The organism is Curtobacterium sp. MCPF17_018, from assembly GCF_003234135.1.
Taxonomy (GTDB): Bacteria; Actinomycetota; Actinomycetes; order Actinomycetales; family Microbacteriaceae; genus Curtobacterium; species Curtobacterium flaccumfaciens.
In genome coordinates, this window is sequence record NZ_QKSJ01000016.1 from 46,155 (window position 1) to 70,396 (window position 24,242).

The 24,242-nt window shown below is 70.8% G+C and carries 21 protein-coding genes and 2 tRNA genes; 7 read left to right on the forward strand and 16 right to left on the reverse strand.

The window, feature by feature from the left end; translation table 11 throughout:
- Positions 1-6: 6 nt before the first annotated feature.
- Together DEJ27_RS15770 and DEJ27_RS15775 are read right to left on the reverse strand one after the other, a co-directional pair.
- The gene (locus DEJ27_RS15770) at positions 7-933 is read right to left on the reverse strand and encodes an alpha/beta fold hydrolase (RefSeq protein ID WP_181420137.1); all 927 of its coding nucleotides are present in this window, start codon (positions 931-933) and stop codon (positions 7-9) included.
- A gap of 56 nt (positions 934-989) precedes the next feature.
- On the reverse strand, positions 990-1,478 hold the full coding sequence (locus tag DEJ27_RS15775; RefSeq protein WP_110862105.1) for a peroxiredoxin: 489 nt from the start codon (positions 1,476-1,478) through the stop codon (positions 990-992).
- A gap of 241 nt (positions 1,479-1,719) precedes the next feature.
- Here DEJ27_RS15775 and aceE point away from each other — a divergent pair, with 241 nt between their 5' ends.
- The 6 genes from aceE to DEJ27_RS15805 all read left to right on the forward strand — a co-directional run bounded on the left by aceE (position 1,720) and on the right by DEJ27_RS15805 (position 9,600).
- On the forward strand, positions 1,720-4,464 hold the full coding sequence (gene aceE / locus DEJ27_RS15780; RefSeq protein WP_110862103.1) for a pyruvate dehydrogenase (acetyl-transferring), homodimeric type: 2,745 nt from the start codon (positions 1,720-1,722) through the stop codon (positions 4,462-4,464).
- A 7-nt stretch (positions 4,465-4,471) separates the two neighbouring features.
- Entirely contained in the window at positions 4,472-5,698 is a 1,227-nt protein-coding gene (locus tag DEJ27_RS15785) for a CdaR family transcriptional regulator (protein ID WP_027465341.1), read from the forward strand.
- 208 nt (positions 5,699-5,906) lie between these two features.
- Entirely contained in the window at positions 5,907-6,848 is a 942-nt protein-coding gene (locus DEJ27_RS15790) for an ACP S-malonyltransferase (protein WP_111091399.1), read from the forward strand.
- Entirely contained in the window at positions 6,845-7,897 is a 1,053-nt protein-coding gene (locus tag DEJ27_RS15795; protein ID WP_258370377.1) for a beta-ketoacyl-ACP synthase III, read from the forward strand. The genes DEJ27_RS15790 and DEJ27_RS15795 overlap by 4 nt, the downstream gene beginning before the upstream one ends.
- A 122-nt stretch (positions 7,898-8,019) precedes the next feature.
- Positions 8,020-8,268, forward strand: a complete 249-nt coding sequence (locus DEJ27_RS15800) for an acyl carrier protein (protein WP_017886710.1) — start codon at positions 8,020-8,022, stop codon at positions 8,266-8,268.
- A gap of 87 nt (positions 8,269-8,355) precedes the next feature.
- Positions 8,356-9,600, forward strand: a complete 1,245-nt coding sequence (locus DEJ27_RS15805) for a beta-ketoacyl synthase (RefSeq protein WP_111091400.1) — start codon at positions 8,356-8,358, stop codon at positions 9,598-9,600.
- A 70-nt stretch (positions 9,601-9,670) separates the two neighbouring features.
- Here the strand turns inward: DEJ27_RS15805 and DEJ27_RS15810 are convergent, their stop codons facing one another.
- From DEJ27_RS15810 to DEJ27_RS15835, 6 genes are all read right to left on the reverse strand, one after another.
- Positions 9,671-10,171, reverse strand: coding sequence for a DUF3145 domain-containing protein (locus DEJ27_RS15810; RefSeq protein WP_027465337.1), 501 nt, complete (start codon positions 10,169-10,171; stop codon positions 9,671-9,673).
- Between the two features lie 175 nt (positions 10,172-10,346).
- Positions 10,347-11,192, reverse strand: coding sequence for a DUF1684 domain-containing protein (locus DEJ27_RS15815; RefSeq protein WP_111091401.1), 846 nt, complete (start codon positions 11,190-11,192; stop codon positions 10,347-10,349).
- Positions 11,189-12,313, reverse strand: coding sequence for an AI-2E family transporter (locus DEJ27_RS15820; RefSeq protein WP_181430176.1), 1,125 nt, complete (start codon positions 12,311-12,313; stop codon positions 11,189-11,191). The genes DEJ27_RS15815 and DEJ27_RS15820 overlap by 4 nt, the downstream gene beginning before the upstream one ends.
- A 7-nt stretch (positions 12,314-12,320) precedes the next feature.
- Positions 12,321-12,395, reverse strand: a tRNA-Ile gene (locus tag DEJ27_RS15825).
- Positions 12,396-12,408: 13 nt separating this feature from the next.
- On the reverse strand, positions 12,409-13,620 hold the full coding sequence (locus DEJ27_RS15830; RefSeq protein WP_111091402.1) for a glycosyltransferase: 1,212 nt from the start codon (positions 13,618-13,620) through the stop codon (positions 12,409-12,411).
- 179 nt (positions 13,621-13,799) lie between these two features.
- Complete coding sequence (locus tag DEJ27_RS15835) at positions 13,800-14,714, reverse strand: DMT family transporter (RefSeq protein ID WP_181430177.1); 915 nt, start codon at positions 14,712-14,714, stop codon at positions 13,800-13,802.
- Positions 14,715-14,753: 39 nt separating this feature from the next.
- On the opposite strand from DEJ27_RS15835, the gene def reads away from it, so the two are divergent.
- The gene (def, locus tag DEJ27_RS15840; protein ID WP_110862093.1) at positions 14,754-15,329 is read left to right on the forward strand and encodes a peptide deformylase; all 576 of its coding nucleotides are present in this window, start codon (positions 14,754-14,756) and stop codon (positions 15,327-15,329) included.
- A gap of 57 nt (positions 15,330-15,386) precedes the next feature.
- On the opposite strand, the gene DEJ27_RS15845 is transcribed toward def, so the two are convergent.
- The 8 genes from DEJ27_RS15845 to DEJ27_RS15880 all read right to left on the reverse strand — a co-directional run bounded on the left by DEJ27_RS15845 (position 15,387) and on the right by DEJ27_RS15880 (position 23,857).
- The gene (locus tag DEJ27_RS15845; protein WP_110862091.1) at positions 15,387-15,875 is read right to left on the reverse strand and encodes a hypothetical protein; all 489 of its coding nucleotides are present in this window, start codon (positions 15,873-15,875) and stop codon (positions 15,387-15,389) included.
- Between the two features lie 154 nt (positions 15,876-16,029).
- A tRNA-Asn gene (locus tag DEJ27_RS15850) sits at positions 16,030-16,102 on the reverse strand.
- Between the two features lie 115 nt (positions 16,103-16,217).
- On the reverse strand, positions 16,218-17,228 hold the full coding sequence (locus tag DEJ27_RS15855; RefSeq protein ID WP_258370380.1) for a D-isomer specific 2-hydroxyacid dehydrogenase family protein: 1,011 nt from the start codon (positions 17,226-17,228) through the stop codon (positions 16,218-16,220).
- Positions 17,225-18,154 carry an ATP-binding cassette domain-containing protein gene (locus DEJ27_RS15860; protein ID WP_110862089.1) on the reverse strand — a complete coding sequence of 310 codons (930 nt, stop codon included), beginning with the start codon at positions 18,152-18,154 and terminating at the stop codon, positions 17,225-17,227. The genes DEJ27_RS15855 and DEJ27_RS15860 overlap by 4 nt, the downstream gene beginning before the upstream one ends.
- A gap of 147 nt (positions 18,155-18,301) precedes the next feature.
- The gene (locus tag DEJ27_RS15865; protein ID WP_111091403.1) at positions 18,302-19,999 is read right to left on the reverse strand and encodes an ABC transporter ATP-binding protein; all 1,698 of its coding nucleotides are present in this window, start codon (positions 19,997-19,999) and stop codon (positions 18,302-18,304) included.
- Positions 19,996-21,039 carry an ABC transporter permease gene (locus DEJ27_RS15870; RefSeq protein ID WP_111091404.1) on the reverse strand — a complete coding sequence of 348 codons (1,044 nt, stop codon included), beginning with the start codon at positions 21,037-21,039 and terminating at the stop codon, positions 19,996-19,998. Before DEJ27_RS15870 ends, DEJ27_RS15865 begins: the two co-directional genes overlap by 4 nt.
- A gap of 2 nt (positions 21,040-21,041) precedes the next feature.
- Positions 21,042-22,118 (reverse strand): ABC transporter permease, encoded by a 1,077-nt coding sequence (locus DEJ27_RS15875; RefSeq protein WP_083404423.1) that lies wholly within the window; start codon positions 22,116-22,118, stop codon positions 21,042-21,044.
- Between the two features lie 122 nt (positions 22,119-22,240).
- Positions 22,241-23,857 carry an ABC transporter substrate-binding protein gene (locus DEJ27_RS15880; RefSeq protein ID WP_111091405.1) on the reverse strand — a complete coding sequence of 539 codons (1,617 nt, stop codon included), beginning with the start codon at positions 23,855-23,857 and terminating at the stop codon, positions 22,241-22,243.
- Between the last annotated feature and the right edge of the window lie 385 nt (positions 23,858-24,242).

Below are 24,242 nucleotides of genomic sequence, written 5' to 3' on the forward strand. Positions count from 1 at the left end.
TGCGGGTCAGACGAGGGCGAGTGTCCTGGCGACCGCGGCAGGGTGCTCGACGTGGGCGAAGTGCCCGCAGTCGTCGAGCAGCACCGTCCGGACCTGCGGCACGATCTCCCGCAGGGCCTCCAGGTCCGAGACCCGCGCGAACACGTCGTCGCGCCCGGCGATGGCGGTGACCGGACAGGACACCGACCGCCAGCGCTGGAGGTCGTACTCGCCCGCCGCCCGCGCCGCGTCGGTGAAGCGGGTCGGCCGGAGCTCCTCGACGAAGGCGTCGAGGACACTCGCGTCGAGCCGGCGCACGTGCGTGAAGACCGGCGCGGCGACGAGCGGCAGCAGCCCGACCCGCGCGAGTCCGCGGAGCATGCGCCCAGCGGCCTCACCGGTGACGGTGAGTCCTGCGCGCAGGAGCGTGAACGCCGGCAGGGTCCGGAGCCCCCGCAGCGGGTGACGGGCGGCGGCGGCGGTCGCGACCGTGGTGCCGGACACGAGGCCGACGGAGCGGACACGCTCGGGCGCCACGACGGCGAGGTGCATGCCGACGAACGCCCCCAGCGAGTGCCCGACGACGTCCACGCGGTGCACCCCGAGCGTGTCGAGGACGGTGGTCAGCGCCTCGGCGACGACGTCGAGGTCGAGCGGACCGTCCGGAGCCGGCGAGGACCCCCAGCCCGGCAGGTCCACGAGCACCAGCCCGCGGACGCCGACACCCTGTGCGGCCTGCAGCAGCGGCGTCCACGTCGACCAGGAGCCGGCGACGCCGTGCAGCAGCAGGACGGGGTCCGGGCCGGCGCGGTGGTGCACCACGACGGGCCCGGTCGGGGCCTCCACGACCGTGCGGGTCAGCCCCCAGGCGCCGGGCGTGACGCGCACCGGGTACGGGGCGTACGCATCAGCGGCGACGCCGTGACCACGTGGGTCGGTGTCGATGGCGTGCACCGGGCCTCCTGTCCGACCGTCGACGCGGACGCGTCCGTCAGGAGGGGTTCGGAACGCTAGCCGACGGGGACGGGTGCCGAGCAGGCGGCGAGCCGGTCGAGGGCCGCCTTGTACTCGGCGACGTCCCGCTGCAGGCCGGGCTCGGTGATGATCGAGGCCTTGATCCGACCCTGCACGTCGATGACGAAGGTCGCGCGCGTGGCGAAGCCCTTCTTCTCGAGGAACACGCCGTACTCCTTCGAGACCGCGCCGTGCGGCCAGAAGTCGGCGAGCAGCTCGAAGTCGTAGCCGTTCGTCTCGGCGAACGACCGGAGCGTCGCCTTCGAGTCGACCGAGATGCCGAGGAGCTCGATGCGCTGGTCCTGGAACATCGTGATGTTGTCCTGCAGGGTGCAGAGCTCGTTCGTGCAGCCGGACGAGAACGCCAGCGGGAAGAAGACGAGTGCGACCGGGCGGTTGCCGCGGAAGTCGCTGAGTCGGACGTGCTCGCCGAACTGGTTCGGGAGCTCGAAGTCCGGCGCGAGTGAGCCGATCTCCAGTGCCATCGCTACGTGTGCTTCTTCCTCGAGCGTGGGGTGTGCCCGTCGGGTCCGTGCGCCGCAGATCGCTTGTGCACGATCGGCCATGCTACGCCGACGACACGCGAATGCAAGCACCCGTCCACCTGCACGTCACCATCAGCATCAGCGTCGGTCCTGGGGCCTAGAGTGGACGGGGCCCCAGCCGGTCGCGACCCGACCACCGGAGCCACCATGTCCACCACCACGAGAACGAACGAGGTCAAGGGTGACGGTGAACGACCAGGACCCGTACAGCACCGGGGCGAACGACCAGGATCCGCAGGAGACCGCCGAATGGCGTGAGTCCCTCGACGGGCTGGTCCAGACCCACGGACACCAGCGCGGTCGCGAGATCATGCTGAGCCTGCTCAAGCGGTCCAAGGAACTGCACCTCGGTGTGCCGATGGTCCCGACGACGGACTACGTGAACACCATCGCGCCGGAGAACGAGCCGGAGTTCCCCGGCGACGAAGAGCTGGAGCGCCGGTACCGCCGCTGGATCCGCTGGAACGCGGCCATCACGGTGCACCGCGCGCAGCGTCCCGGCATCGCCGTCGGCGGGCACATCTCGACGTACGCGTCGAGCGCCGCGATGTACGAGGTCGGCTACAACCACTTCTTCCGCGCGCAGGACCACCCCTCCGGTGGCGACCAGGTCTTCTTCCAGGGCCACGCGTCCCCCGGCATGTACGCCCGCGCGTACATGGAAGGGCGCCTCTCCGAGGACCAGCTCGACGGGTTCCGGCAGGAGAAGTCGCACGCCGGCGGCGGCCTGTCGTCGTACCCGCACCCGCGCCTCATGCCGCACTTCTGGCAGTTCCCGACGGTGTCGATGGGCATCGGTCCGATCAACGCGATCTACCAGGCGCAGCAGGCCAAGTACCTGTCGAACCGCGGCATCAAGGACGCCATGGACCAGCAGGTCTGGGCGTTCCTGGGCGACGGCGAGATGGACGAGGTCGAGTCCCGCGGGCAGCTCCAGGTCGCCGCGAACGACGGCCTCGACAACCTGAACTTCGTCATCAACTGCAACCTGCAGCGACTCGACGGTCCGGTCCGTGGCAACGGCAAGATCATCCAGGAGCTCGAGGCGTTCTTCCGCGGTGCGGGCTGGAACGTCATCAAGGTCGTCTGGGGCCGCGAGTGGGACGACCTGCTCGCCCGTGACACCGAGGGCGCGCTCCTCAACCTGATGAACCAGACGCCGGACGGCGACTACCAGACGTACAAGGCCGAGAACGGTGCCTACGTGCGCGAGAACTTCTTCGGGCGCGACCCGAAGGCGCTCGAGCTCGTCAAGGACTACACCGACGACCAGATCTGGAACCTCAAGCGCGGTGGCCACGACTACCGCAAGGTCTACGCCGCGTTCAAGGCCGCGACCGAGCACAAGGGCCAGCCGACCGTCATCCTGGCGAAGACGGTCAAGGGCTACGGCCTCGGCCCGAGCTTCGAGGGCCGCAACGCGACCCACCAGATGAAGAAGCTCACGCTCGACAACCTCAAGCAGTTCCGCGACGAGATGCGCATCCCGATCTCCGACGCGCAGCTGGAAGAGAACCCCTACACGCCGCCGTACTACCACCCGGGCAACGACGACGAGGCGATCCAGTACATGCACGAGCGTCGTCGCGCGCTCGGTGGCTACGTGCCGGAACGTCGCACGAAGTACACGCAGTTCACGCTGCCGGACGACTCGAAGTACCAGGTCGTCAAGAAGGGCTCCGGCAAGCAGGAGGTCGCCACCACCATGGCGTTCGCGCGCCTGCTGAAGGACCTGCTGCGCTCGCCCGACTTCGGTGACCGCGTGGTCCCGATCATCCCGGACGAAGCACGCACGTTCGGCATGGACGCCTACTTCCCGTCGGCGAAGATCTACAACCCGAACGGCCAGCACTACACGTCGGTCGACCGCGAGCTCCTGTTGGCCTACAAGGAGAGCCCGCAGGGCCAGATCATCCACGTCGGCATCAACGAGGCGGGCGCCCTCGCGGCGTTCACCGCGGTCGGTACCTCGTACTCGACACAGGGCGAGCCGCTCATCCCGGTCTACGTCTTCTACTCGATGTTCGGGTTCCAGCGCACCGGCGACGCCATCTGGGCCGCTGGCGACCAGATGACCCGTGGCTTCATGATCGGCGCGACCGCCGGGCGCACCACGCTGACGGGCGAAGGTCTGCAGCACGCGGACGGCCACTCGCCGCTCCTCGCCACGACGAACCCGGCCGTCGTCTCGTACGACCCGGCGTACGGCTACGAGATCGGCCACATCGTCAAGGCCGGCCTCGACCGCATGTACGGCACGAACGAGGACGGCTCGCCGAAGCACGCCGACCCGAACGTCATGTACTACCTGACGGTCTACAACGAGCCGCTGGTCCAGCCGGCCGAGCCCGAGGGCGTCGACGTCGAGGGCATCCTCAAGGGGATGTACCTGCTCAAGCCGAGCGAGCACGACGGCCCGAAGGCCCAGCTGCTCGCGTCCGGTGTCGCCGTGCCGTGGATCCTCGAGGCGCAGCAGCTCCTCGCCGAGGACTGGGGCGTGTCGGCCGACGTCTGGAGCGTCACGAGCTGGGGTGAGCTGTACCGCGATGGTGTGGCCGCCGAGCAGCAGGCGTTCCTCAACCCGAACGAGCCCGCCCGCACGCCGTTCGTCACCGAGCGTCTGCTCGACACCGAGGGGCCGGTCGTCGCCGTGAGCGACTTCATGCACCTGGTGCAGGAGCAGATCCGCCCGTTCGTGCCGACCGACTACGCCACCCTCGGCGCCGACGGCTTCGGCTTCTCGGACACCCGTCCGGCCGCTCGCCGCTTCTTCCACATCGACGGCCCCTCGGTCGTCGTGCGGACGCTGCAGCAGCTCGCCCGCCAGGGCAAGGTCGACGGCGCGCTCGTCCAGCAGGCGATCGACAAGTACCGCCTGCACGACGTGACCGCCGGCACCACCGGCAGCGCGGGCGGCGAGAGCTGATCAACCCGTGACGACGGTCCGCCCGGACCACGAGAGCCAGGAGAGCGCGCGCGAGCGTGCGCTCTCCTGGCTCCGTCAGGTGTCCGGAGAACTCTCCACCGCGACGATCAAACGGCTCGAGGACACGCTCCCCTGGTACAGCGAGATGCCGCCGGGGCGTCGCTCCGCCGTGGGCCTCGTCGCCCAGGCCGGCATCACCTCGTTCATCAGCTGGCTCGAGGGCACCGCGTCGACGCCGTGGATCGCCGCAGCCGACGTCTTCGGGTCCGCCCCGCGGGAACTCCTGCGCTCGGTGAGCCTGCAGCAGACACTGCAGCTCATCCGCGTCGTGGTGACCGTGGTCGAGGAACGCGCCGCCGACGACGAGATGCTGCAGGAGGCGATCCTCAAGTACTCCCGCGACATCGCGTTCGCCGCCGCGGACGTCTACGCCCGCGCGGCCGAGGCCCGTGGCCTGTGGGATGCCCGGCTCGAAGCGCTCGTGGTCGACTCGATCCTCTCCGGCGAGTACGACGACGAACTGCCGTCCCGCATCGCCGCCCTCGGGTGGCACGGCCACGGCGAGGTCGCGGTGCTCGTCGGCACCGCACCGAAGCAGCTCGAGGTCGACCAGGTCCGCCGTACCGCACGGCACATGGACGCCGACGTGCTGGTCGGGGTCCAGGGATCGCGGCTCGTCGTGGTGATCGGCCGCGCCACCCCGCGCGACGACGTCCCCGAGGGCGAGGAGCCCGTCTCCTTCACGACCATCGCGCAGGCCCTCGAACCGCTGTTCGGCGAGGGCCACCTGGTGCTCGGCAACGAGGTCCCCGGCGTCGTCGACGCGTCGACCAGCGCGAAGGCCGCCCTCGCCGGGTTCGCCGTCGCGCGTGCCTGGCGCGGCGTGCCCCGCCCGGCCCTGGCCGACGACCTGCTGCCCGAACGAGCCCTGGCCGGCGACCCGCTCGCCCGGTCGGCCCTGGTGCAGCGCATCTACGTCCCGCTCAAGGACCAGTCCACCGAGCTCCTGCAGACGCTGTGGTGCTACCTGGACACCGGCCGCTCGCTCGAGGCCACGGCGCGCGAGCTCTTCGTGCACCCGAACACCGTGCGCTACCGCCTGCGCCGGGTCGCCGACATCATCGGGTGGGACGCCACGCACGCGCGCGACGCCCTGATCGTGCAGTCGGCGCTCATCCTCGGCGCGATGTCCGAGTCCGCGACCGGACGCCGCCGCATCACCCCACGGCGGTAGCGCGCCCCGGCGCTGGAGCACCCCACGGCGGTAGCGCGCCCCGGCGCTGGAGCACCCCACGGCGGTAGCGCACCCCGCGCTGGAGCGCCCCGCGGCAGATCGCCAGCCGGCCGAACCCGCCGGACGGTAGAGACCCGACAATGTCGCGCGGGGATTCGTGTGGGAAGTCCACACGGGCCCCGCGGGGCGAGAACGCGAGGATTGTCCGGTGATCGTCGTCGTCGCGCCCGGACAGGGCTCCCAGACCCCCGGCTTCCTCGCCCCCTGGCTCGAGGACGCCGCCGTTCGTGAACGAGTCGGGCAGTGGTCGGAGTCGATCGGCGTCGACCTCGCCGAGCACGGCACGAACTCCGACGCGGACACCATCAAGGACACCGCGCTCGCACAGCCCCTCATCGTCGCCGCCGGCCTGGTGACCGCCGACGCGCTGCTCGCCGAGGGCCGTCGTGCCCTGGTGGGCGGGGTCGCCGGACACTCGGTGGGCGAGTTCACCGCCGCCGCGGTCGCCGGGATCCTCGAGCCGACCGACGCCGTCGCCCTGGTCGCCGAGCGCGGCCGGGCCATGGCTGACGCCGCAGCGCTCGAGCCCACCTCGATGGCCGCCGTCCTCGGTGGCGACGCCGACGCCGTGACCGCAGCCCTCGCCGAGCACGGCCTGGTGCCCGCGAACCACAACGGTGGCGGCCAGACCGTCGTCGCCGGTGCGGCCGACGCCATCGCGGCCCTCGCCGCCGACCCGCCCGCGAAGGCCCGAGTGATCCCGCTCGCCGTGGCCGGTGCGTTCCACACGCGGTACATGGCCCCCGCCGTCGAGCGGGTCGCCCCGGTCGCGGCGACCGCCACGGTGCAGGACCCGACCCTGCCGATCTGGACGAACGCCGACGGCTCCCGGGTCGACGACGGTCGCCGCTTCGTCGACCTGATGGTCCAGCAGATCGCGAACCCCGTGCACTGGGACGCGGTCATGGAGTCCTTCTCCACCGCCGGCGTGACCGGCATCATCGAGCTCGCACCCGCCGGTGCCCTCGTCGGCCTGGCGAAGCGCGGCCTCCGCGGCACACCGACCGTCGCCATCAAGACCCCCGACGACCTGCCTGCGGCGATCGACCTGCTGCAGCGCGCGGGCCAGGAAGCAGACGCAACCGCATGACCGACCCGACCACCCCGACGGACGCCCCCACGGGCCTCCCGACCGGGTCCGCGCGCCCGCTGCTCCAGCAGCGCCGCGGCCACGAGTTCACCCGGATCCTGGCGTTCGGCGCCGCCCGCGGCGAGAACGTCGTGCCGAACGACGACCTCGTCGGCCCGATCGACTCGTCCGACGAGTGGATCCGGCAGCGCACCGGCATCATCACCCGCAAGCGAGCCGGCAAGGACGTCGAGGCCGTCGACCTCGCCGAGGCCGCCGCGCGCGAGGCCATCGAGAAGGCCGGCATCGAGCCGTCCCAGATCGGCGTCGTGCTCGTGAGCACCGTCACGCACACGGTCGCGACCCCGTCGATGGCGTCGCTGCTCGCCGAGCGCATCGGCGCCACCCCGGCCGCCGCGTACGACATCAGCGCCGCCTGCGCCGGGTACGCCTACGGCATCGCCCAGGCCGACTCGTTCATCAAGTCCGGGCTCGCCGACCACGTGCTGGTCGTCGGGGCCGAGAAGCTCAGCGACGTCGTCGACCCGACCGACCGCTCGATCTCGTTCCTGCTCGGGGACGGTGCCGGCGCCGCCGTGGTCGGCCCGAGCGACTTCCCGGGCATCGCCCCCACCATCTGGGGTTCCGACGGCTCGAAGTGGGACGCCATCGGCATGACCGCGACCTACAACGAGTGGGAGGCCGGGGCCCCCCGTCCGACGATGCGCCAGGCCGGGCAGACGGTGTTCCGCTGGGCCGTCTGGGAGATGGTCAAGGTCGCCCGCCAGGCGCTCGAGACCGCCGGGGTCCGCCCCGAGGACCTCGCCGCCTTCGTGCCGCACCAGGCGAACATCCGCATCATCGACGAGTTCGCCAAGCAGCTCGGCCTGCCCGAGACCGTGACGATCGCCCGCGACATCACCACCACCGGCAACACCTCCGCCGCGAGCATCCCGCTCGCCACGCACCGCCTGCTCGAGGAGCACCCGGACCTGTCGGGCGGCCTCGCCCTGCAGATCGGTTTCGGCGCCGGACTCGTCTTCGGCGCGCAGGTGGTCGTCCTCCCCTGATCCCCGCCCGGTCGCGCAACCGCGCGCCCGGTCCCCATCCCGACGAGCCTCCGCGCACCCGGACCCCGCGTGCCCTAGGCTGGTCAACGGTCAAACGACACCCCCCTTCAAGGAGAACACTCATGGCCCTGTCCAACGAAGAAGTCCTCGCCGGCCTGGCCGAGCTGATCAACGACGAGACCGGTATCGCCACCGACACCGTCGCCGCCGACAAGTCCTTCACGGACGACCTCGACATCGACTCCATCTCGATGATGACCATCGTGGTCAACGCCGAGGAGAAGTTCGACGTGAAGATCCCGGACGAAGAGGTCAAGAACCTCAAGACCGTGGGCAACGCGGTCGACTACATCGTCAAGGCCCAGGCCTGACACGAGCTTCCTGAGCGCCGCGGCCCGCGGACCCCTGCGGGCCACGGCGCTCATCTTGTTCACCCCAACGAAAGAACACGTCGTCCCATGACCAAGAAGACCGTCGTCGTCACCGGGATCGGTGCGATCTCACCCCTCGCCGCGACCGCCCCGGACACCTGGGACGCGCTGCTCGCCGGCAAGTCCGGCATCACCCGCATCGAGGACCCCCGCTACGCCGAGCTCGAACTCCCCGTGGAGTTCGCCGGCCAGGCGCGCCGGTTCCTCACCGACCAGCTCACCCGCCCCGAGTCGAAGCGCCTCGACCCCTCGTCGCAGCTGTCGCTCGTCGCGGCGCGCGAGGCCTGGGCCGACGCCGGGATCGACGACGAGTCGGTCGTGCCCGAGCGCCTGATCGTCGACTGGGCGACCGGCATCGGCGGCGTGAACACGCTGCTCGACGCCTGGGACACCCTGCGCGAGAAGGGCCCGCGTCGCGTCCTGCCGATGACGGTCCCGATGCTCATGGCGAACGGCCCCGCCGCCGCCATCGAGATGGAGTTCGGTGCCCGTGGCGGCGCCCGCACCTACCTGTCCGCCTGCGCGTCCTCGACCGAGTCGCTGGCCGAGGCGTACCGGCACATCGCCGACGGCGACGCCGACATCGTCATCACCGGTGGCGCCGAAGCCGCGCTGCACCCGCTCCCGCTGGCCGCGTTCGCCGCGATGCAAGCCCTGTCGCGCCGCAACGACTCCCCCGAGACCGCCTCGCGTCCGTACGACGTCACGCGTGACGGCTTCGTGCTCGGTGACGGCGCAGCGGCGCTCATCCTCGAGTCGAAGGAGCACGCGGAAGCCCGCGGCGCGACCATCTACGCCGAGGTCGCCGGTGCCGGCATCACCTCGGACGCCTTCCACATCACCGCGCCGGACCCCGAGGGCAGTGCCGCCGCCCGTGCGGTCCTGCAGGCACTCGAGCACGCCGACGCCAGCCGCGAGGACGTCGTGCACGTCAACGCGCACGCCACCTCGACGCCCGTCGGCGACGTCGCCGAGTACCACGCGATGCGCCGGGTCTTCGGCGACCACCTGGACGACGTCGTGGTGTCCGCGACCAAGTCCTCCACGGGGCACCTGCTCGGTGGTGCCGGAGCGATCGAGGCGGTCTTCACCGTCCTCGCACTGCACAACCGCGTCGCCCCGCCGACGATCAACCTGCACGACCAGGACCCGGAGATCGTCATGGACGTGGCCCGCGAGCCGCGTGCGCTGCCCGAGGGCGACCTGCTCGCGGTCAGCAACTCGTTCGGCTTCGGCGGCCACAACGCCGTGGTCGCGTTCCGCAGCGTCTGATCCGTCGCACCCTGCCAGGAGGCCCGTCCCGCGTCGTCGGGGCGGGCCTGGCGTCGTTCCGGTGGTCGGGTCAGCCGACGCGGTGCAGCCAGACGACCGGGTTGCCCTCGGCCGCGTGGCGGAAGGGCTCGAGCTCGTCGTCCCAGGCCTGACCGAGGGCGAGTCGGAGCTCACGGTGCAACTCGAGGGCGTTGCTGCCCGCGACCTCCATCGCGTAGCGCACCCGGTCCTCGGGGATGACCATGTTGCCCGTGACGTCGGTCTGTGCGTAGAACACACCGAGGTCGGGCGTGTGCATCCAGCGGCCGCCGTCCGAGGCGCTCGTCGGCTCCTCGGTGACCTCGTACCGCAGGTGTTCCCACCCGCGCAGGGCCGATGCGATCGCGGCACCGGCGCCCACCGCACCGGTCCACGTGTACTCGGTCCGGCGCGCACCGTCCTGTGCGGGCTGGTCGAGCCACGAGAAGTTCACGGCGCGGTTCATCGCGCGACCTGCTGCCCATTCGACGTGCGGGCAGAGCGCGCGGGGTGAGGAGTGCACGTAGAGCACTCCTGTCGTCGTTCCGTTCACGGTTCCTCCGATACGTCAGGTGCGACTTCCCCATCGACCTGGTGCGGAGGATCCTGACCCGGGGGCCACGGAACCATCGGTATGCGATTGTGATGTCCCGACGGGACACGCCCATTATGCAGCGCCACGCCTGGGAACGGCAAGGACCCGAACAGATCAGTGCCACGACGACCCGTCAGTGCAGAACGGCACCGCTCGCGTCGACCGGGTGCCGCTCCCCCGCCGTGATCGGTACCGGGACGCGGTTGTCCTCCGGTGGGATCGGGCACGCGTACTGGTACGAGAACGCGCACGGCGGCAGGACCAGCCGGTTCCAGTCGAGCTCGACCGTGCCCTCGGCGCCGGGGTCGTCGAGGTACAGGAACCGCCCCATCGAGTAGGTGCTGCCCGCGTCGTCCTCGGGCAGGGCACTCGTGGCGTCCTGCACGATGAGCTGCAGCCGCGCGGCTCCGCGGTGGGCAGCCGACCGGACGGCGACGAAGCGCACCGTGGCACCACCCACGACGGTCTCGACGTGTCCGGCGACCGGCAGGGCGTCGCCGGCGGCGTCACGGACGCTGCCACGGGCCTCCGGGGCGTCCCCGACCAGCGGGACGTACGTACCGGACGTCACCCAGTCGCCGGACCACGCGAAGCGCGCGATCTGCGCGAAGCGGGCGATCGCCTCGGACGACGGGTCCCAGACGCGCAGGGTGTCGCCGCTGACGCTGCCGGCGAAGCCGTCCGGCAGCGCGACGGTCGACGGCACGACGGCGGTGTCCCCGGCCACCAGGACCGTGCCGTCGACCGGGACGCCGTCGACGACGACGCCGTCCGGTGCCTCGGCGGTCACGGTGAGTCCGCCGACGGCCGGGGCCCACGTCCCGGGGACCGGCCAGACCGGCTGCGGGTGGTCGACGTGCTGGGCGTTCACCAGGGCGAGCGGCCCACGGGCACTGCGCGCCCAGCGGTCACGGTCGTGGACGTGCTCCGCGAAGGCGGCGACGACCGCGTCGTCAGGTGCGCCGGTGCCGCTCGTCACGCCTGCTCCTGGCGGGGGTAGATGACCTTCTGCACGATGATGATGACCGACGCCGCGACGGGCAGCGCCACGAGCGCGCCGAGCACGCCGCCGATCGTGCCGCCCGCGACCGCTGCGATGACCACGAGGGCGCCGGGCACCTGGACGGCCCGCGACATGATGCGCGGCGAGATCAGGTAGGCCTCGACCTGCATGTAGACCAGGTAGTAGATGCCCGAGAACAGGGCGGTGGTCGGCGACGCGAAGAAGCAGAGGAGCGAGATCACGATCGCGGCGGCCAGCGTGCCGACCAGCGGGATCAGCGAGCCGAGGAACGCGATGAACGCGAGCAGCACGGGCAGCGGCGCACCGATGATGAGCAGGAAGATGAAGCTCAGGATGCCGTTGATGAGCGCCTGCGACACCTGCCCGACGACGTACCGGCCGACCGCCTGCGTGATCTGCTCGCTCACGTCGATGAAGTTCTGGCGACGCGACGCCGGGACGAACCGGTAGGCCGCGCGCTTCATGCCCCGCATCGACGCGAGGAAGTACAGCATCAGGATGATGACGATGAGCGCCCCGGTGACCCCGGACAGGATCCCGCTGCCGACCGCCAGGATCCCGCCGCCGACGCTGAGCAGGTTGCCCGGCTTCTCGACGAAGGACTGCAGCGACTGCAGCGCGTGGTCGATGTCGAACGACCCGGCGAACTGCTTCGACAGGTCCTGCACCCACGGCTGCTGCGAGATGTCCTGCACGATCTCGGGGAAGTTCTGGACCAGGTTCGAGGTCTGCTCCACCAGGATCGGGACGACGGCGAAGACGATGCCGGCGAAGGCCCCGAGGACGACCACGACGACGATCGTGATGGCGGACCAGCGCGGGATGATCCGCTCCAGGAACGACACGAGGGGATCGATCCCGAGCGCCAGGAACAGCGCGACCCCGATGTAGACCAGGACGGTGCTCAGCTCGTTGATGATCGACCCGGCGAGCAGCGCGACGAGCACCCCGATCGCGCCCATGAACCCGATGCGGAAGGCGTTCACGCGCACGCCGGTACCGCCACGGGTCACCTCGAAGGTGACGTTCGGTGTCGGTGCGTGGTCGTCCTGCGACGTGTCGCGCTTCCTTGGCATGTGCACGTAGGGCGGGCGGGACTCGAACCCGCGGATCGTTCGGTTATGAGCCGACTGCCTTGACCAGCTTGGCTACCGCCCCTCGCCGGAGACCCTCAGGCCACCGGCTCACCACGATACAGCGACTCGAACGTCGACAGCGTGCGGTTGATGTCGTGTGCCTCGATCATGGCCAGACTGCGTTCCCGCATCGCCACGTACGCCGACTCGGGCGCGGTGAGCACCGTCGTGAGCTTCGCCGCCAGGTCGTCCACGTCGCCCGGGCTGAACAGGTACCCGTTGCCGTCGATCAGGTGCGGCAGCGCCATCGAGTCGGCGGCGACGACGGGCAGCCCCGAGGCCATCCCCTCGAGCGAGGAGATGCTCTGCAGTTCCGCCGTGGACGGCATCGCGAACACCGTCGCGTTGGTCAGGGCCTCCTGCTTGCGCTCGTCGGAGACGAAGCCCAGGAACCGCACGCGGTCCTCGAGCCCGAGTTCCTTCGCCAACGCGGTGAGCTTCGGGATCATCTCGCCGTCGCCGACGATGGTCAGCGTCGCGGACAGCTCGGCGGGCAGCAGCGCCACCGCACGGACCAGCACGTCGAGGTTCTTCTCGGGGGCCACACGACCGACGAACACGATGTCGTTGTTGACCGGGCGTCCCTCGCGCGCCACGTACCGGGACGCGTCGATGCCGCACGAGATCGCGAGGACCTGCTGCCCGGCGATGGCCTTCCGCAGGTAGTCGGCGGCCAGGTTCGTCGGCGTCGTGATGGTGTCGGCCAGCCGGTAGGTCTTGGCGGCGTCGCTCCACGCGATCTTCAGCGCGAGGGGCAGCGTCCACTTGCCGAACGGCGTGTACTCGAGCAGGTTCTCCGGCATGAAGTGGTTCGTCGCGATGACCCGGATGCCGCGGTCGTTCGCCTCGTGCACGATGCCGCGGCCGATGACCACGTGCGACTGGATGTGCAGCACGTCGGGCTTGACGGCGTCGAGGATCGGGCCGGTCCACTTCCGGACGCTCCACGGCCACACGAAGCGCAGCCACGGGTGCAGCGGCCACTTGTACGACTTCAGGCGGTGCACGACGAGCGTGACGCCGTGGTGCTCCTCGTCGAAGGTGCCGTACTGGCGGCTCGAGGCCGGGGCCACGACGTGCACCTCGTGCCCGCGCTCGGCAAGTCCGACGGCGAGCTGCTCGGCGAAGGTGGCGGCGCCGTTGACGTCGGGCGCGAAGGTGTCCGCTGCGATCAGCACGCGCAACGGTCGGTGACCGCCCGTCGCACCCGTCGGTCCGGCGGTGGCGGTGGTGGCGTCTCCTGACACGGCTGAGGTCGTCCTCTCGTGGGCGATGGCTGGTCGGCAGTGACGCTATCGCACCAGGATCGACGGTCGCGTCAGCCGCGCGGATGAGGGCGGCGACCTCCGGGCGCGCGGTGAGTGCACCACCGGATGCGCGGCGAGTGCAGCGCCGCGTGTGCGCCGGTCGCCCGCGCCGGCCGGCGTCAGGCCCGGGTCTGCGGGTGGTGCTTGGCGAGCAGGAACACCCCGGTGATGGCGATGCCCGCGGCGACCACGAACCCCGCCACCGCGAACCACGGCGCCCCCGAGGCCTCGCCGAGCACGATGACGCCGATGCCGACCGCGACGATCGGATCGATCACCGTCAGCCCCGCGATCACGAGGTCGGCCGACCCGCTCGAGTACGCGTTCTGCACGAAGTACCCGCCGAGCGACGCCGCCACGACCACGCCGGCGATCGCGAGCACGGTCAGCCAGTCGAAGGTGCCGTTCACGAACCGGTTCAGCACGACCTTGGCCAGCGTCGCCACGAACCCGTAGAGCGCCCCCGCCCCGACGATGTAGTACAGCGCACTGCGACGCTTGGCCACCAGGCGGAACGACACCAGCACGAGCACCAGCACGACCGCCAGGATCACCAGCACGGTGACGAGCTGCTGGCGCGTGATCGCGCTCTCGTGCCCGACGAACGCCGCGATCCCGACGAAGATGCCGACACCGATGATGCACGTCCACACGGCCCGCCGCGCACGACGACCGAGCGGCACACCCGACGACCGCGACGAGAACCACGTCGTGATGACCAACGCCACGGCACCCAGCGGCTGCACGACGATCAGGGGCGCGAACGTGATGCTGACCAGCTGCAGGACCACCGCGATGCCGAGCATGAGCGTGCCGAGCACCCAGTAACCGCTCGAGACGAGCCCGACGACGTGCCGGACGCTCAGCCCCTTCGACTGCCGACCGAGACGCGCCTCGACCCGCTGCACCCCGCGGCTCTGGAACTGCGCCCCGAGCGACAGGAACACCGCCCCGATCAGGGCCACCGGGATCATCAGCGCCTGGAACGGCGTGAGGTTGCTCACGGCGTCCGGCAGCTGGAGGTCCGTCGTCACGCGTCGAGGCTACCGTCCCCCGCCGGATAACCTGGGTGAATGGCCGTTCTCCCGATCCGCATCACCGGCGAACCCGTCCTGCACGAGCGTGCAGCCGAGGTCACCGCGTTCGATGACGACCTCCGCACGCTCGTCGCCGACATGCTCGAGACCATGGACCTGGCCCCCGGCGTCGGCCTGGCCGGACCGCAGGTGGGCGTCGGCAAGCGCCTGTTCGTCTACTCCTACACCGATGACGACGACGTCCTGCACCGGGGCGCCGCCGTCAACCCCGTGCTGTGGATCACGCCCCCGGTCCCCGAGTCCGTCGAGGAACTCGACGAGGACGAGGAGTCCGAGGGCTGCCTGTCGATCCCGGGCGAGCGGTTCCCGCTCCGCCGCTCCGAGAGCGCCCTGCTGCGCGCGTTCGACGAGCACGGCACCCCGTTCGAGGTCGAGGCGCACGGCTGGCTGGCCCGGATCTTCCAGCACGAGTACGACCACCTGGACGGCTGGCTCTACGCCGACCGCCTGGTGCACCCCTTCGGCAAGCAGGTCGCCAAGGCGATCCGCAAGAGCAGCTGGGGCGGGCCCGGCCAGTCCTGGTTGCCGGGTCGCGACCACCCCGAGGGCTGACGCCCGTCCGCCGCCGCCGGCCCGTCGCCGGTGCGGCGGTCGGCCTGGAGGCCCGGCTCAGCCCCGGTAGGCCGCCAGCGCGTCCCGCAGGTGGTCGGTCTCCGGGTGCCCGGGGCAGTACCGCAGGAGGCCTGCGGCCACGTGCGCACCGCGCTCGTCGGCGACCGCCGACGTCCACGGGTCCGAGCCACGCACGGCGCAGGCGCTCGCGAGCTCGACCAGGGTCGCGTCGCCACGCGCCGCCGTCACCGCGGCCTGCTGCTGGCTGGACGGCACCGAGCCGGTCAGGCGCTTCGCCGAGCAGTCGGCGCGCTCGGCCTCCCACACCGCCGAGTAGGTCGTGTAGGTCGCACTGTCCGATCCGTCGCCGTTGCAGACGAACGCGAAGACCACCGGCGACGCTCCCGAGCCCAGCCCGGTGTCCGAGCTCGTCGGGTCCTCGGACGCATCGGTGTCGGGGCCGACACTGCTGCAGCCGGTGAGCACCGCCGTCACGGCGACGACGACGCCCAGGAGCGCGAGTCGAGGCGAACGAGAACGGTGCACCTGAGAACGCTAACAGCATCGACCTGGCGTGAGCCGCGCGATCGTCGATCCCGGTGCGCTGGCTCAGGCCGGCAGTGGGCTCCGCCGAGCCTGACGAGGGCGCCGGACCGTCGGGAACGCAAAAGGCCCCCACCCGAAGGATGAGGACCTGTCGCTCCCCGAGTTGGACTCGAACCAACAACCTGCCGGTTAACAGCCGGCTGCTCTGCCAATTGAGCTATCGAGGATCACTGTTCGCTGGCGAATGACGTGCGAACAACGGGTAACAGCATAGCAGGACCCTGGCGCCCTCCACCGCATCGGACACGCCGCCCGGGCGCGCCGCGACGTGGAGCCCCCGTGTCAGTACCCGGCGTCCGGGTCGACGACGCCGACGAAGCCCTCGCCGTCGCCCCGGAGGAACGCCGCGGCGTTCAGCCGGACGCGCTCGGCGAGCAGGGGCGCGACCATGTCCGGGGTGTCGGCCTGGTGCGGGGTGATGACCGCGCCGATCTCGGACCACAGCGGGTGACCGTCGGGCAGCGGTTCGGGGTCGGTGACGTCGAGGCCGGCCGCGGCGATCTCCCCGGTGCGCAGGGCGTCGACCAGGGCGTCGGTGTCGACGAGTCCGCCGCGCGCGATGTTCACGAGCCGGGCGGAGGGTTTCATGATCCGGAACTGCCGCTCGCCGAAGAGCTTCGCGGTGCCCGAGGTCATCGCCGCCGCGATCATCACGACGTCGGCGTCGGGCAGGACCCGGTCGAGCTCGTCGGTGGTGACGGTCCGCGCGGCTCCCGGGACGGGGTCGGGCGAGCGGCGCACGACGGTGACGTCGACGTCGAACGGCGCGAGCAGCCGGAGGTACTCGAGCGCGATCCCGCCGGCACCGACCACGACGACGTTCCGCCCGTACAGCGAGACACCCTCGGGCTCGGTCGCCCACGACGACGCACGGGCGCGCTTCTGCAGGACCCGGAGCGTCCCGAGGGTCAACGCCAGCGCGTGCTCGGCGACCGGCTCCGCGTACGCACCCTTGGCCGAGGTGAACAGCACGCGGTCGCCGTGCTCCTGGATCAGGTGTGCGAAGGCGTCGACGCCGGCGAACGGCAGCTGCACCCAGCCCACCCCGGATGCGGACGACAGGGCGTCGGCGAGACCCGACGGGTCGCGGGGGTCGAGCCAGACGACCCCGCGGGTGTCGGCGTCGAGCGGCGCGACGGTGCCCCCGGCCTCGGTCACGGCGTCCACGTGCAGGTCCGTCGGCTCCGGCAGCACGGCGACGGGCCCGGGCTGCGGGGCCTCGATCGGCAGCGGTGCACCCGACGTGGGGACGACGGCGCGGTGACCCCGTGGGCCCTGGTCCGGGGTGCTCATGCGTTCTCCTGACGGTCGGTGCGCGGGCCGGTGCCGGCGGCGAGCGGACGGCGCGGCGCCGACGAACGGCGGGATGTGCTCGGAGCCGGACGACGCTTCACCCCGCGGGCCGCGGTCGAGGCGAGGGTCTTCACGTAGGGGTCGACGGGGTTGTCGAGGACCTCGTCGAAGGTGCCGAGCCCGACGAGCCGGGCATCGGCCATCACGGCGACGCGGTCGGCGAGGGCGCGGGCCTCGCGCAGATCGCTGGACACGACGACGGCCGAGAACTGCCGGCCGCGCTGCAGGGTCGCCAGGGCCTCGAGCACGGACTGCCGCACGAGCACGTCGACGCCGCGTGCCGGTTCGTCCGCGACCAGCAGCTGCGGCTCGAGCACGAGCGCCTTCGCCAGGGCGACACGCTGGCGCTGACCGCTCGAGAGCTCCCACGTGTTCAGGCGCATCGCCCCGAGCGGCAGGTGCACCGCGTCGAGCAGCCGGGCCACGATGAGCCCGGCCTCGCGCCGGTCGAACCGGCGGTCGCGTGCGTAGATCGGTTCGGCGACGGCCTCGCCCACGGTCAGGTCCGGGCTGAGCCGGTCGGCGCCGTCCTGCGGCAGGTAGCCGATCCGACCGCTCAGCCGTTCGAGCTTGCGCGACGAGGGACGGAGGCCCCGGGTCTTCTGGCCGAGCACGGTCAGCTCGCCGCCGACGATGTGCCGACGGAGGGCCCCCTCGCCCTCGCCGTGGGATCCGAGCTGGCCGGCGATGGCGGCGGCGAAGGTCGACTTGCCCGAGCCCGACTCACCGAGCAGGGCGAGGATCTCCCCCTGCCGGACCGTGAGGCTCACGCCGTCGACGGCCCGGATGGACTCGCCCCCGCGTCCGCCCCGGTACTCGATCGACACGTCGTCCGCGACGACCGCCGGTCCGTTGACCGCGATCATGGGTCCCCTTCCACGCCGCCCCCTGGCGGCGGTTCGCGACGGACCGCCCTGGCAGGTCCGTCGTGCGTACAGCAGTGGAGCCGACCACCCTGGAGGCCCGGCGTGCGTCGACGACGCTGCCGGGCCTCCAGGGTGGGTCACCCCGGGTCAGGACCCGGCGTGCTCCAGTCGCTCCAGCGTACGCCGTCGCTCCGCCTGCTCCGCTGGATCCGGCACCGGCAGCGACGCGAGGAGTCGCTGCGTGTAGGGGTGCTGCGGCGCGCCGAGGACCTGCGCCGTCGTGCCCGTCTCGACCAGGTCGCCGCGGTACAGCACCGCGATCCGGTCGGACAGCGCGCCGACGACCGCGAGGTCGTGGCTGATGAACAGCGAGGCGAAGCCGAGGTCCTGCTGGAGCTCGAGGAAGAGCTCGAGCACGCGCGCCTGCACGGACACGTCGAGCGCACTCGTCGGCTCGTCGGCGATGAGCAGCTTCGGCCGGAGCGCGAGCGACCGGGCGAGCGACGCGCGCTGGCGCTGCCCACCGGAGAGCTCGTGCGGGTAGCGGTCGCCGTACGCGGCCGGCAGCTGCACGGCCTCGAGCAGCTCGTCCACCCGCTTGCGCGCGGCACGGGGGCTCGAGACCTCCTTGTGCACGACCAACGGCTCGGCGACGCACTCCGCGATCGTCAGCAGCGGGTTGAACGAGGTCGCCGGGTCCTGGAACACGAACCCGATGTCCTTCCGCAGGTGCTTGAAGTCGCGTTCGCGGTACCCGAGCATCTCGGCGCCGAGGACCTTGAGCGAGCCGCCGGTGACCTTCGTCAGGCCCGCCATGGCCCGGCCGATCGTGGTCTTACCGGAGCCGGACTCCCCCACCAGGCCGAGGACCTCTCCCGGGCGGATCGCCAGGTCGACGCCCTTGACGGCCTTGAACGCCGGCGATCCGAGACGCCCGGGGTACTCGATCTCGAGCCCCTTCGCCTCGACCAGCGGTGTGACGTCCTCGGAGATCGCGGCGCGTCGGGCCACCCCGGTGGACGCCTCGAGCCGGGGCACCGCCGCGAGCAGCCGCCTGGTGTAGTCGGCCTGCGGCGTCGCGAACAGCGCCGTCGCCGTGGCCTCTTCGACGATCTCGCCCTGGTACATCACGGCGACGCGGTCGGCCAGGTCGGCGACCACGCCCATGTTGTGCGTGATGACGACGATCGCGGTGCCGAACTCGTCACGGCAGCGGCGCAGCAGGTCGAGGATCTCGGCCTGCACCGTCACGTCGAGCGCCGTCGTGGGCTCGTCCGCGATGATGACGCTCGGCTCCAGGGCCAGCGCGCTCGCGATGACCACGCGCTGCTTCTGCCCGCCGGAGAACTGGTGCGGGTAGTGGTCGACGCGGGTCTCGGGGTCGGGGATGCCGACGCGACCGAGGTAGTCGATGGCCTTCGCCCGTGCCTCCTTCTTCGACACGCCGCCGTGGGCGCGGAGCCCCTCGGCGATCTGCCACCCGACGGTGAAGACCGGGTTGAGCGCGGTCGACGGTTCCTGGAACACCATCGCCCCGGCCGTTCCGCGCAGGTTGCGGAGCTTCTGCGCGCCGACGCTCACCACGTCGGTGCCCTCGAGCAGCACCGCGCCGCCGAGCGTCGCCGTCTCCGGCATGAGCCGCAGCATGCTGCGCGCCGTGACGGACTTGCCCGAGCCGGACTCGCCGACCAGGGCGAGCACCTCGCCGGGGCGGACGTCGAGACTGACGCCCTTGACCGCGTCGACGGCGCCGCCGTCGGTCGCGAACGTGACGGTCAGGTCGTCCACGACGACGACGGGCTCGGTGGTGGTGTCGCCCGGTTGCAGGCGGGTGGTCGGGGTCATGCGCCCGTCCCTTCCGTGTCGTTCCCGGCGTTGCGCGGTGCCTCGGCGTCGCGCGCGTCGCGTGTTTCCCGCGTTTCTCTCGTGGACACGAGTTGCTTCAGGCGTCGGCGTGCACGCAGGCGGGGATCGGAGATGTCGTTCAGGCTCTCGCCGATGAAGGTCACACCGAGCACGAGCACCACGATCGCGACACCCGGGTAGACACCGGTCCACCAGACGCCGCTCGCGACGTCCGAGAGCGCGCGGCTCAGGTCGTAGCCCCACTCGGCGCCGGACGTCGGGCCGATGCCGAACCCGAGGAAGCCGAGGCCGGCCAGGGTCAGGATCGCGTCGCTCGCGTTGAGCGTCAGGATGAGCGGCAGGGAACGGGTCGAGTTCCGCAGGACGTGCCGCGTCATGATGCGCCACGGGTTCGTGCCCATCACGCGCGCCGACTCGACGAACGCGTCGTTCTTCAGCCGGACGGCCTCGGCACGGACCACGCGGAAGTACTGCGGCACGTAGACGACGGTGATCGAGATCGCCGCCGCGACGATGCCGCCCGAGTAGCTCGAGTTGCCGCCGGAGATGACGATGGACACGATGATCGCGAGCAGCAGCGACGGGAACGCGTAGATGGCGTCGGCCACGACCACCAGGACGCGGTCGAGCCAGCCGCCCAGGTACCCGGAGACCATGCCGAGCAGGACGCCGACGATGATCGAGACGATCACGGCGACGATGACGACGAGCACGGCGGTGCGGGCTCCGTAGAGCACGCGGCTGAACACGTCGAAGCCGCCGACCGTGGTGCCCCAGATGTGCTCGGCACTCGGTGCGCCGGTGCGCGGGAAGCTCTGCCCGTCCGCGCCCTGCAGCTGGCCGAAGCCGTACGGGGCGAGGAGCGGTGCGAAGACCGCGACGAGCAGGTAGAGGGCGCAGATGACCACGCCGACGATGAGCATGGCGCGCTGCCAGCCGGTGCTCCGGCGGAGCTGGACCACCACGGGGAGCCGCTTCCAGAGCGGCTCGTGGCGGTCGACGAGGGTGGTGTCGACCATCGTCAGAACCTCACTCTCGGGTCGATCAGGGCGGCGACGACGTCGACGATGAAGTTGGTCACCGCGACGATCACCGCCAGCATCGCGACGATGCCCTGCACCGCGACGAAGTCACGGGCCGACAGGTACTGGTTGAGCTCGAAGCCCAGGCCGCGCCACCCGAAGGTCGTCTCGGTGAGCACCGAGCCGCCCAGGAGCATCGCGATCTGCAGCCCCATCACGGTGATGATCGGCACGAGGGCCGGACGGAACGCGTGGGTGCGGACGAGCCGCGATTCGCGCACGCCGCGGGACCGGGCGGCGTCGACGTACTCCGAGCCGAGCGACCCGATCATGTTCGCGCGCACCAGGCGCAGGAAGATGCCCGCCGTCAGCAGACCGAGCGTCAGCGCGGGCAGGACGGCGTGCTGCAGCACGTCGCCGATGACCGCGGCGTTGCCGGTGCGGAGCGCGTCGATGATGTAGATGCCGCTCGCGCCCGGGATGCCGTCGAGGATGAGCGACACGCGGGTCGAGGCACGGTCGCCGAGGGGCAGCCAGCCGAGCCACACCGAGAAGACGAGCTTGAGCAGCAGGCCACCGAAGAACACCGGCGTGGCGTAGGTCAGGATCGCGAGCGCACGGAGCAGCACGTCCGGCCACTTGTCGCGCGTGTACGCGGCGAGCATGCCGAGCGGGATGCCGAGCACGAGCGCGACGATGAGCGCGTAGAACACGAGCTCCGCGGTCGCGCCGCCGTACGTGACGATGATGTCGGTGATCGGACGGTTGTCCGTCGACGAGGTGCCGAAGTCGCCGCGCAGGATGTTGCCGAGGTACTCGAAGTACTGCACGAGCACCGGCCGGTCGTACCCGGCGGCGTGCAGGCGTTCCTGCAGCTGGCTCGGCGTGAGACGACCGCCGACCGATGCGGTGATCGGGTTCCCGATGACGCGCATCAGGAAGAACACGAGCGTCACCAGGATGAAGACGGTCGGGATGATGAGGAGGAACCTGACGAGGATGTACCGGCCGAGTCCGCCGCCACTGTTCTTGGCACTGCGTTGTGCCTGTGGCTTGGTGGGATCGGTGCCGTTCACGTCCTGCGTCGCCTCGGGAGTGCTGAGGGTCACGGGGTGTGTGCCTTTCGTCGCCGTTGCACAGGCACGCGGGCGTTCCTCGTCTCGTGGGAACGCCCGCGGCCTGCACGTGGGGCTTGGTGCTACTTGCTCAGGGTGGCGTACCGGAACTTGAACGAGGCGTCGAGGGTCAGGCCCTTGACGTCCTTGCCGGCGACCGCGACGGACTTGCCCTGCAGCAGCGGCAGCGTCGAGATCTGGGTGGCCTCGCGCTCCTGGGCCTGCTCGATCAGGTCAGCACGCTTGTCCGTGTCGGACTCGGCCTGCTCCTTCGCGATGAGGTCCTGGATCTCCGGGTCGTCGTAGTGGTTCTGGACGAAGTTCTCCTTGGTGAAGAACGGCGACAGGTAGTTGTCGGCGTCGGAGAAGTCCGGGAACCAGCCGAGCTGGTACACGGGGTAGGCGTCCTTGGTGCGCTCCTGCGCGTAGGTCGTGTAGACCGTCGACTGGATGTTGACGGTGAACAGACCGGAGTCCTCGAGCTGCTGCTTGAGCAGCGCGTACTCGTCGTCCGAGGCCGAACCGTAGTGGTCGGGCGCGTACTGGATGTCGAGCTGCACCTTGCCCGTGACGCCGGCGTCGGACAGCGTCTTCTTCGCCTTCGACACGTCCGCGCCGCCGTCGCCGTCGCCGTACATCTCCTTGAACGGCTGGACCGCGCCGGTCAGGCCGTCCGGGACCATCGAGTACAGCGGGGTGAAGGTGTCGTTGTAGACCTCCTTCGCGAGCTGGGCACGGTCGACGACGTCGGCAGCGGCCTGACGCACGGCCAGGGCCTTCGCCTCGTCGGCGTCGTCCTGCCCGGTGCCGAACGGCTGGGTCTTGAAGTTGAAGACCACGTAGCGGATCTCGCCGCCGGGGCCGTCGGTGACCTTGAGGGAGTCGTCCTTGCGCAGGTCCGAGATGTCGGTCGGCGTCAGGGAGCGGTACGCCACGTCGACGTCGCCCTTCTGCACGGCGAGCTTGAGGTCGGTCTCCTTGGTGTAGTAGCTGGCGGTGACCTCGTCGGTCTTCGCCTTGCCGAGCAGGCCGTCGTACTTCGGGTTCGTCTTGTACTGGATCGTGTCGTTCTCCTTGTAGGAGCTGATCTGGTACTGGCCGGCGAAGGCCTTGCCCTTGACGATGTCGTCGGCGCTGGTGAGCTTCGTCGCGCTGAAGACGTCCTCGTCGACGATCGGACCCGCGGGGCTCGAGAGCACCTGCGGCCAGGTCTGGTCGGCGTGGTCGAGGTTGAACACCACGGTGGTGTCGTCCGGGGTGTCGATGCTCTTGAGGTTGGCCAGCAGCGACTGCGGACCGTTCTCGTTGTTGATCTTCAGCTCGCGGTCGAACGAGAACTTCACGTCGCTCGACGTGAGCTTGTTGCCGTTCGCGAACTCGAGCCCGTCCTTGAGGGTGACCTCGTAGGTGGTCGGGTTCGTGAACTCCGCCTTCGTGGCGATGTCCGGCTCGACGTCCGGGCTCCCCACGGGCGTGTTCATCAGGAACGGGAACACCTGGTTCTGCACGGCGAAGGAGCCGTTGTCGTAGGAACCGGCCGGGTCGAGGGACGTGATCTTGTCCGTCGTCCCGATGCTCAGGCCGTTCAGTTCGGTGTCACTCACGCTGCTGCTCGCGCAGCCGGTCAGCACCAGCGCCGTCGCTGCTGCACCGGCGCCGAGCGCGATGCCGCGCTTGCCCCACTTGGTCACGGATGCCATGTCCGCTGCCTCTCTGGTCATGATTGCAAGAGTCCTGAGCCGGAGGGTGGTACGTCTGTGTGCCCGGCCAGGAACGCTCATTGGTATCACCCTGTCACGGAACAGAACGAACCGGGGGCGATTTGTTTACACCGCTGTAATGCACGGGCCCGTCGCGTGATGCATGATTCCGCCGGAGTCGAGCGGCGCGTCACGCACGAATGTTGCGTGGTGCAACCTGGGTCGTCGGGCGCTCGTTCCCGGTCGTGCCCGCCCCCAGGAGCACCCGGACTGCCGTCCGACGGGACGCCAGCCGACGGTTCGTGCCACCTCGGTGGTGCGCTGGCGGCGCGTCGTGCGACCTCGCACACTACGGCCCGGAGGCCCGCCCCACGTCCGTCCGCCC

What these genes read in the sequence shown, in the direction of transcription:
- DEJ27_RS15800 (WP_017886710.1), top strand. Translation starts at nt 8,020, where the DNA reads ATGGCCCTGTCCAACGAAGAAGTCCTCGCCGGCCTGGCCGAGCTGATC.
- DEJ27_RS15855 (WP_258370380.1), bottom strand. Translation starts at nt 17,228, where the DNA reads ATGAGCACCCCGGACCAGGGCCCACGGGGTCACCGCGCCGTCGTCCCC.
- DEJ27_RS15865 (WP_111091403.1), bottom strand. Translation starts at nt 19,999, where the DNA reads ATGACCCCGACCACCCGCCTGCAACCGGGCGACACCACCACCGAGCCC.
- DEJ27_RS15820 (WP_181430176.1), bottom strand. Translation starts at nt 12,313, where the DNA reads ATGCCAAGGAAGCGCGACACGTCGCAGGACGACCACGCACCGACACCG.
- DEJ27_RS15870 (WP_111091404.1), bottom strand. Translation starts at nt 21,039, where the DNA reads ATGGTCGACACCACCCTCGTCGACCGCCACGAGCCGCTCTGGAAGCGG.
- def (WP_110862093.1), top strand. Translation starts at nt 14,754, where the DNA reads ATGGCCGTTCTCCCGATCCGCATCACCGGCGAACCCGTCCTGCACGAG.
- DEJ27_RS15860 (WP_110862089.1), bottom strand. Translation starts at nt 18,154, where the DNA reads ATGATCGCGGTCAACGGACCGGCGGTCGTCGCGGACGACGTGTCGATC.
- DEJ27_RS15880 (WP_111091405.1), bottom strand. Translation starts at nt 23,857, where the DNA reads ATGGCATCCGTGACCAAGTGGGGCAAGCGCGGCATCGCGCTCGGCGCC.
- DEJ27_RS15775 (WP_110862105.1), bottom strand. Translation starts at nt 1,478, where the DNA reads ATGGCACTGGAGATCGGCTCACTCGCGCCGGACTTCGAGCTCCCGAAC.
- DEJ27_RS15795 (WP_258370377.1), top strand. Translation starts at nt 6,845, where the DNA reads ATGACCGACCCGACCACCCCGACGGACGCCCCCACGGGCCTCCCGACC.
- DEJ27_RS15805 (WP_111091400.1), top strand. Translation starts at nt 8,356, where the DNA reads ATGACCAAGAAGACCGTCGTCGTCACCGGGATCGGTGCGATCTCACCC.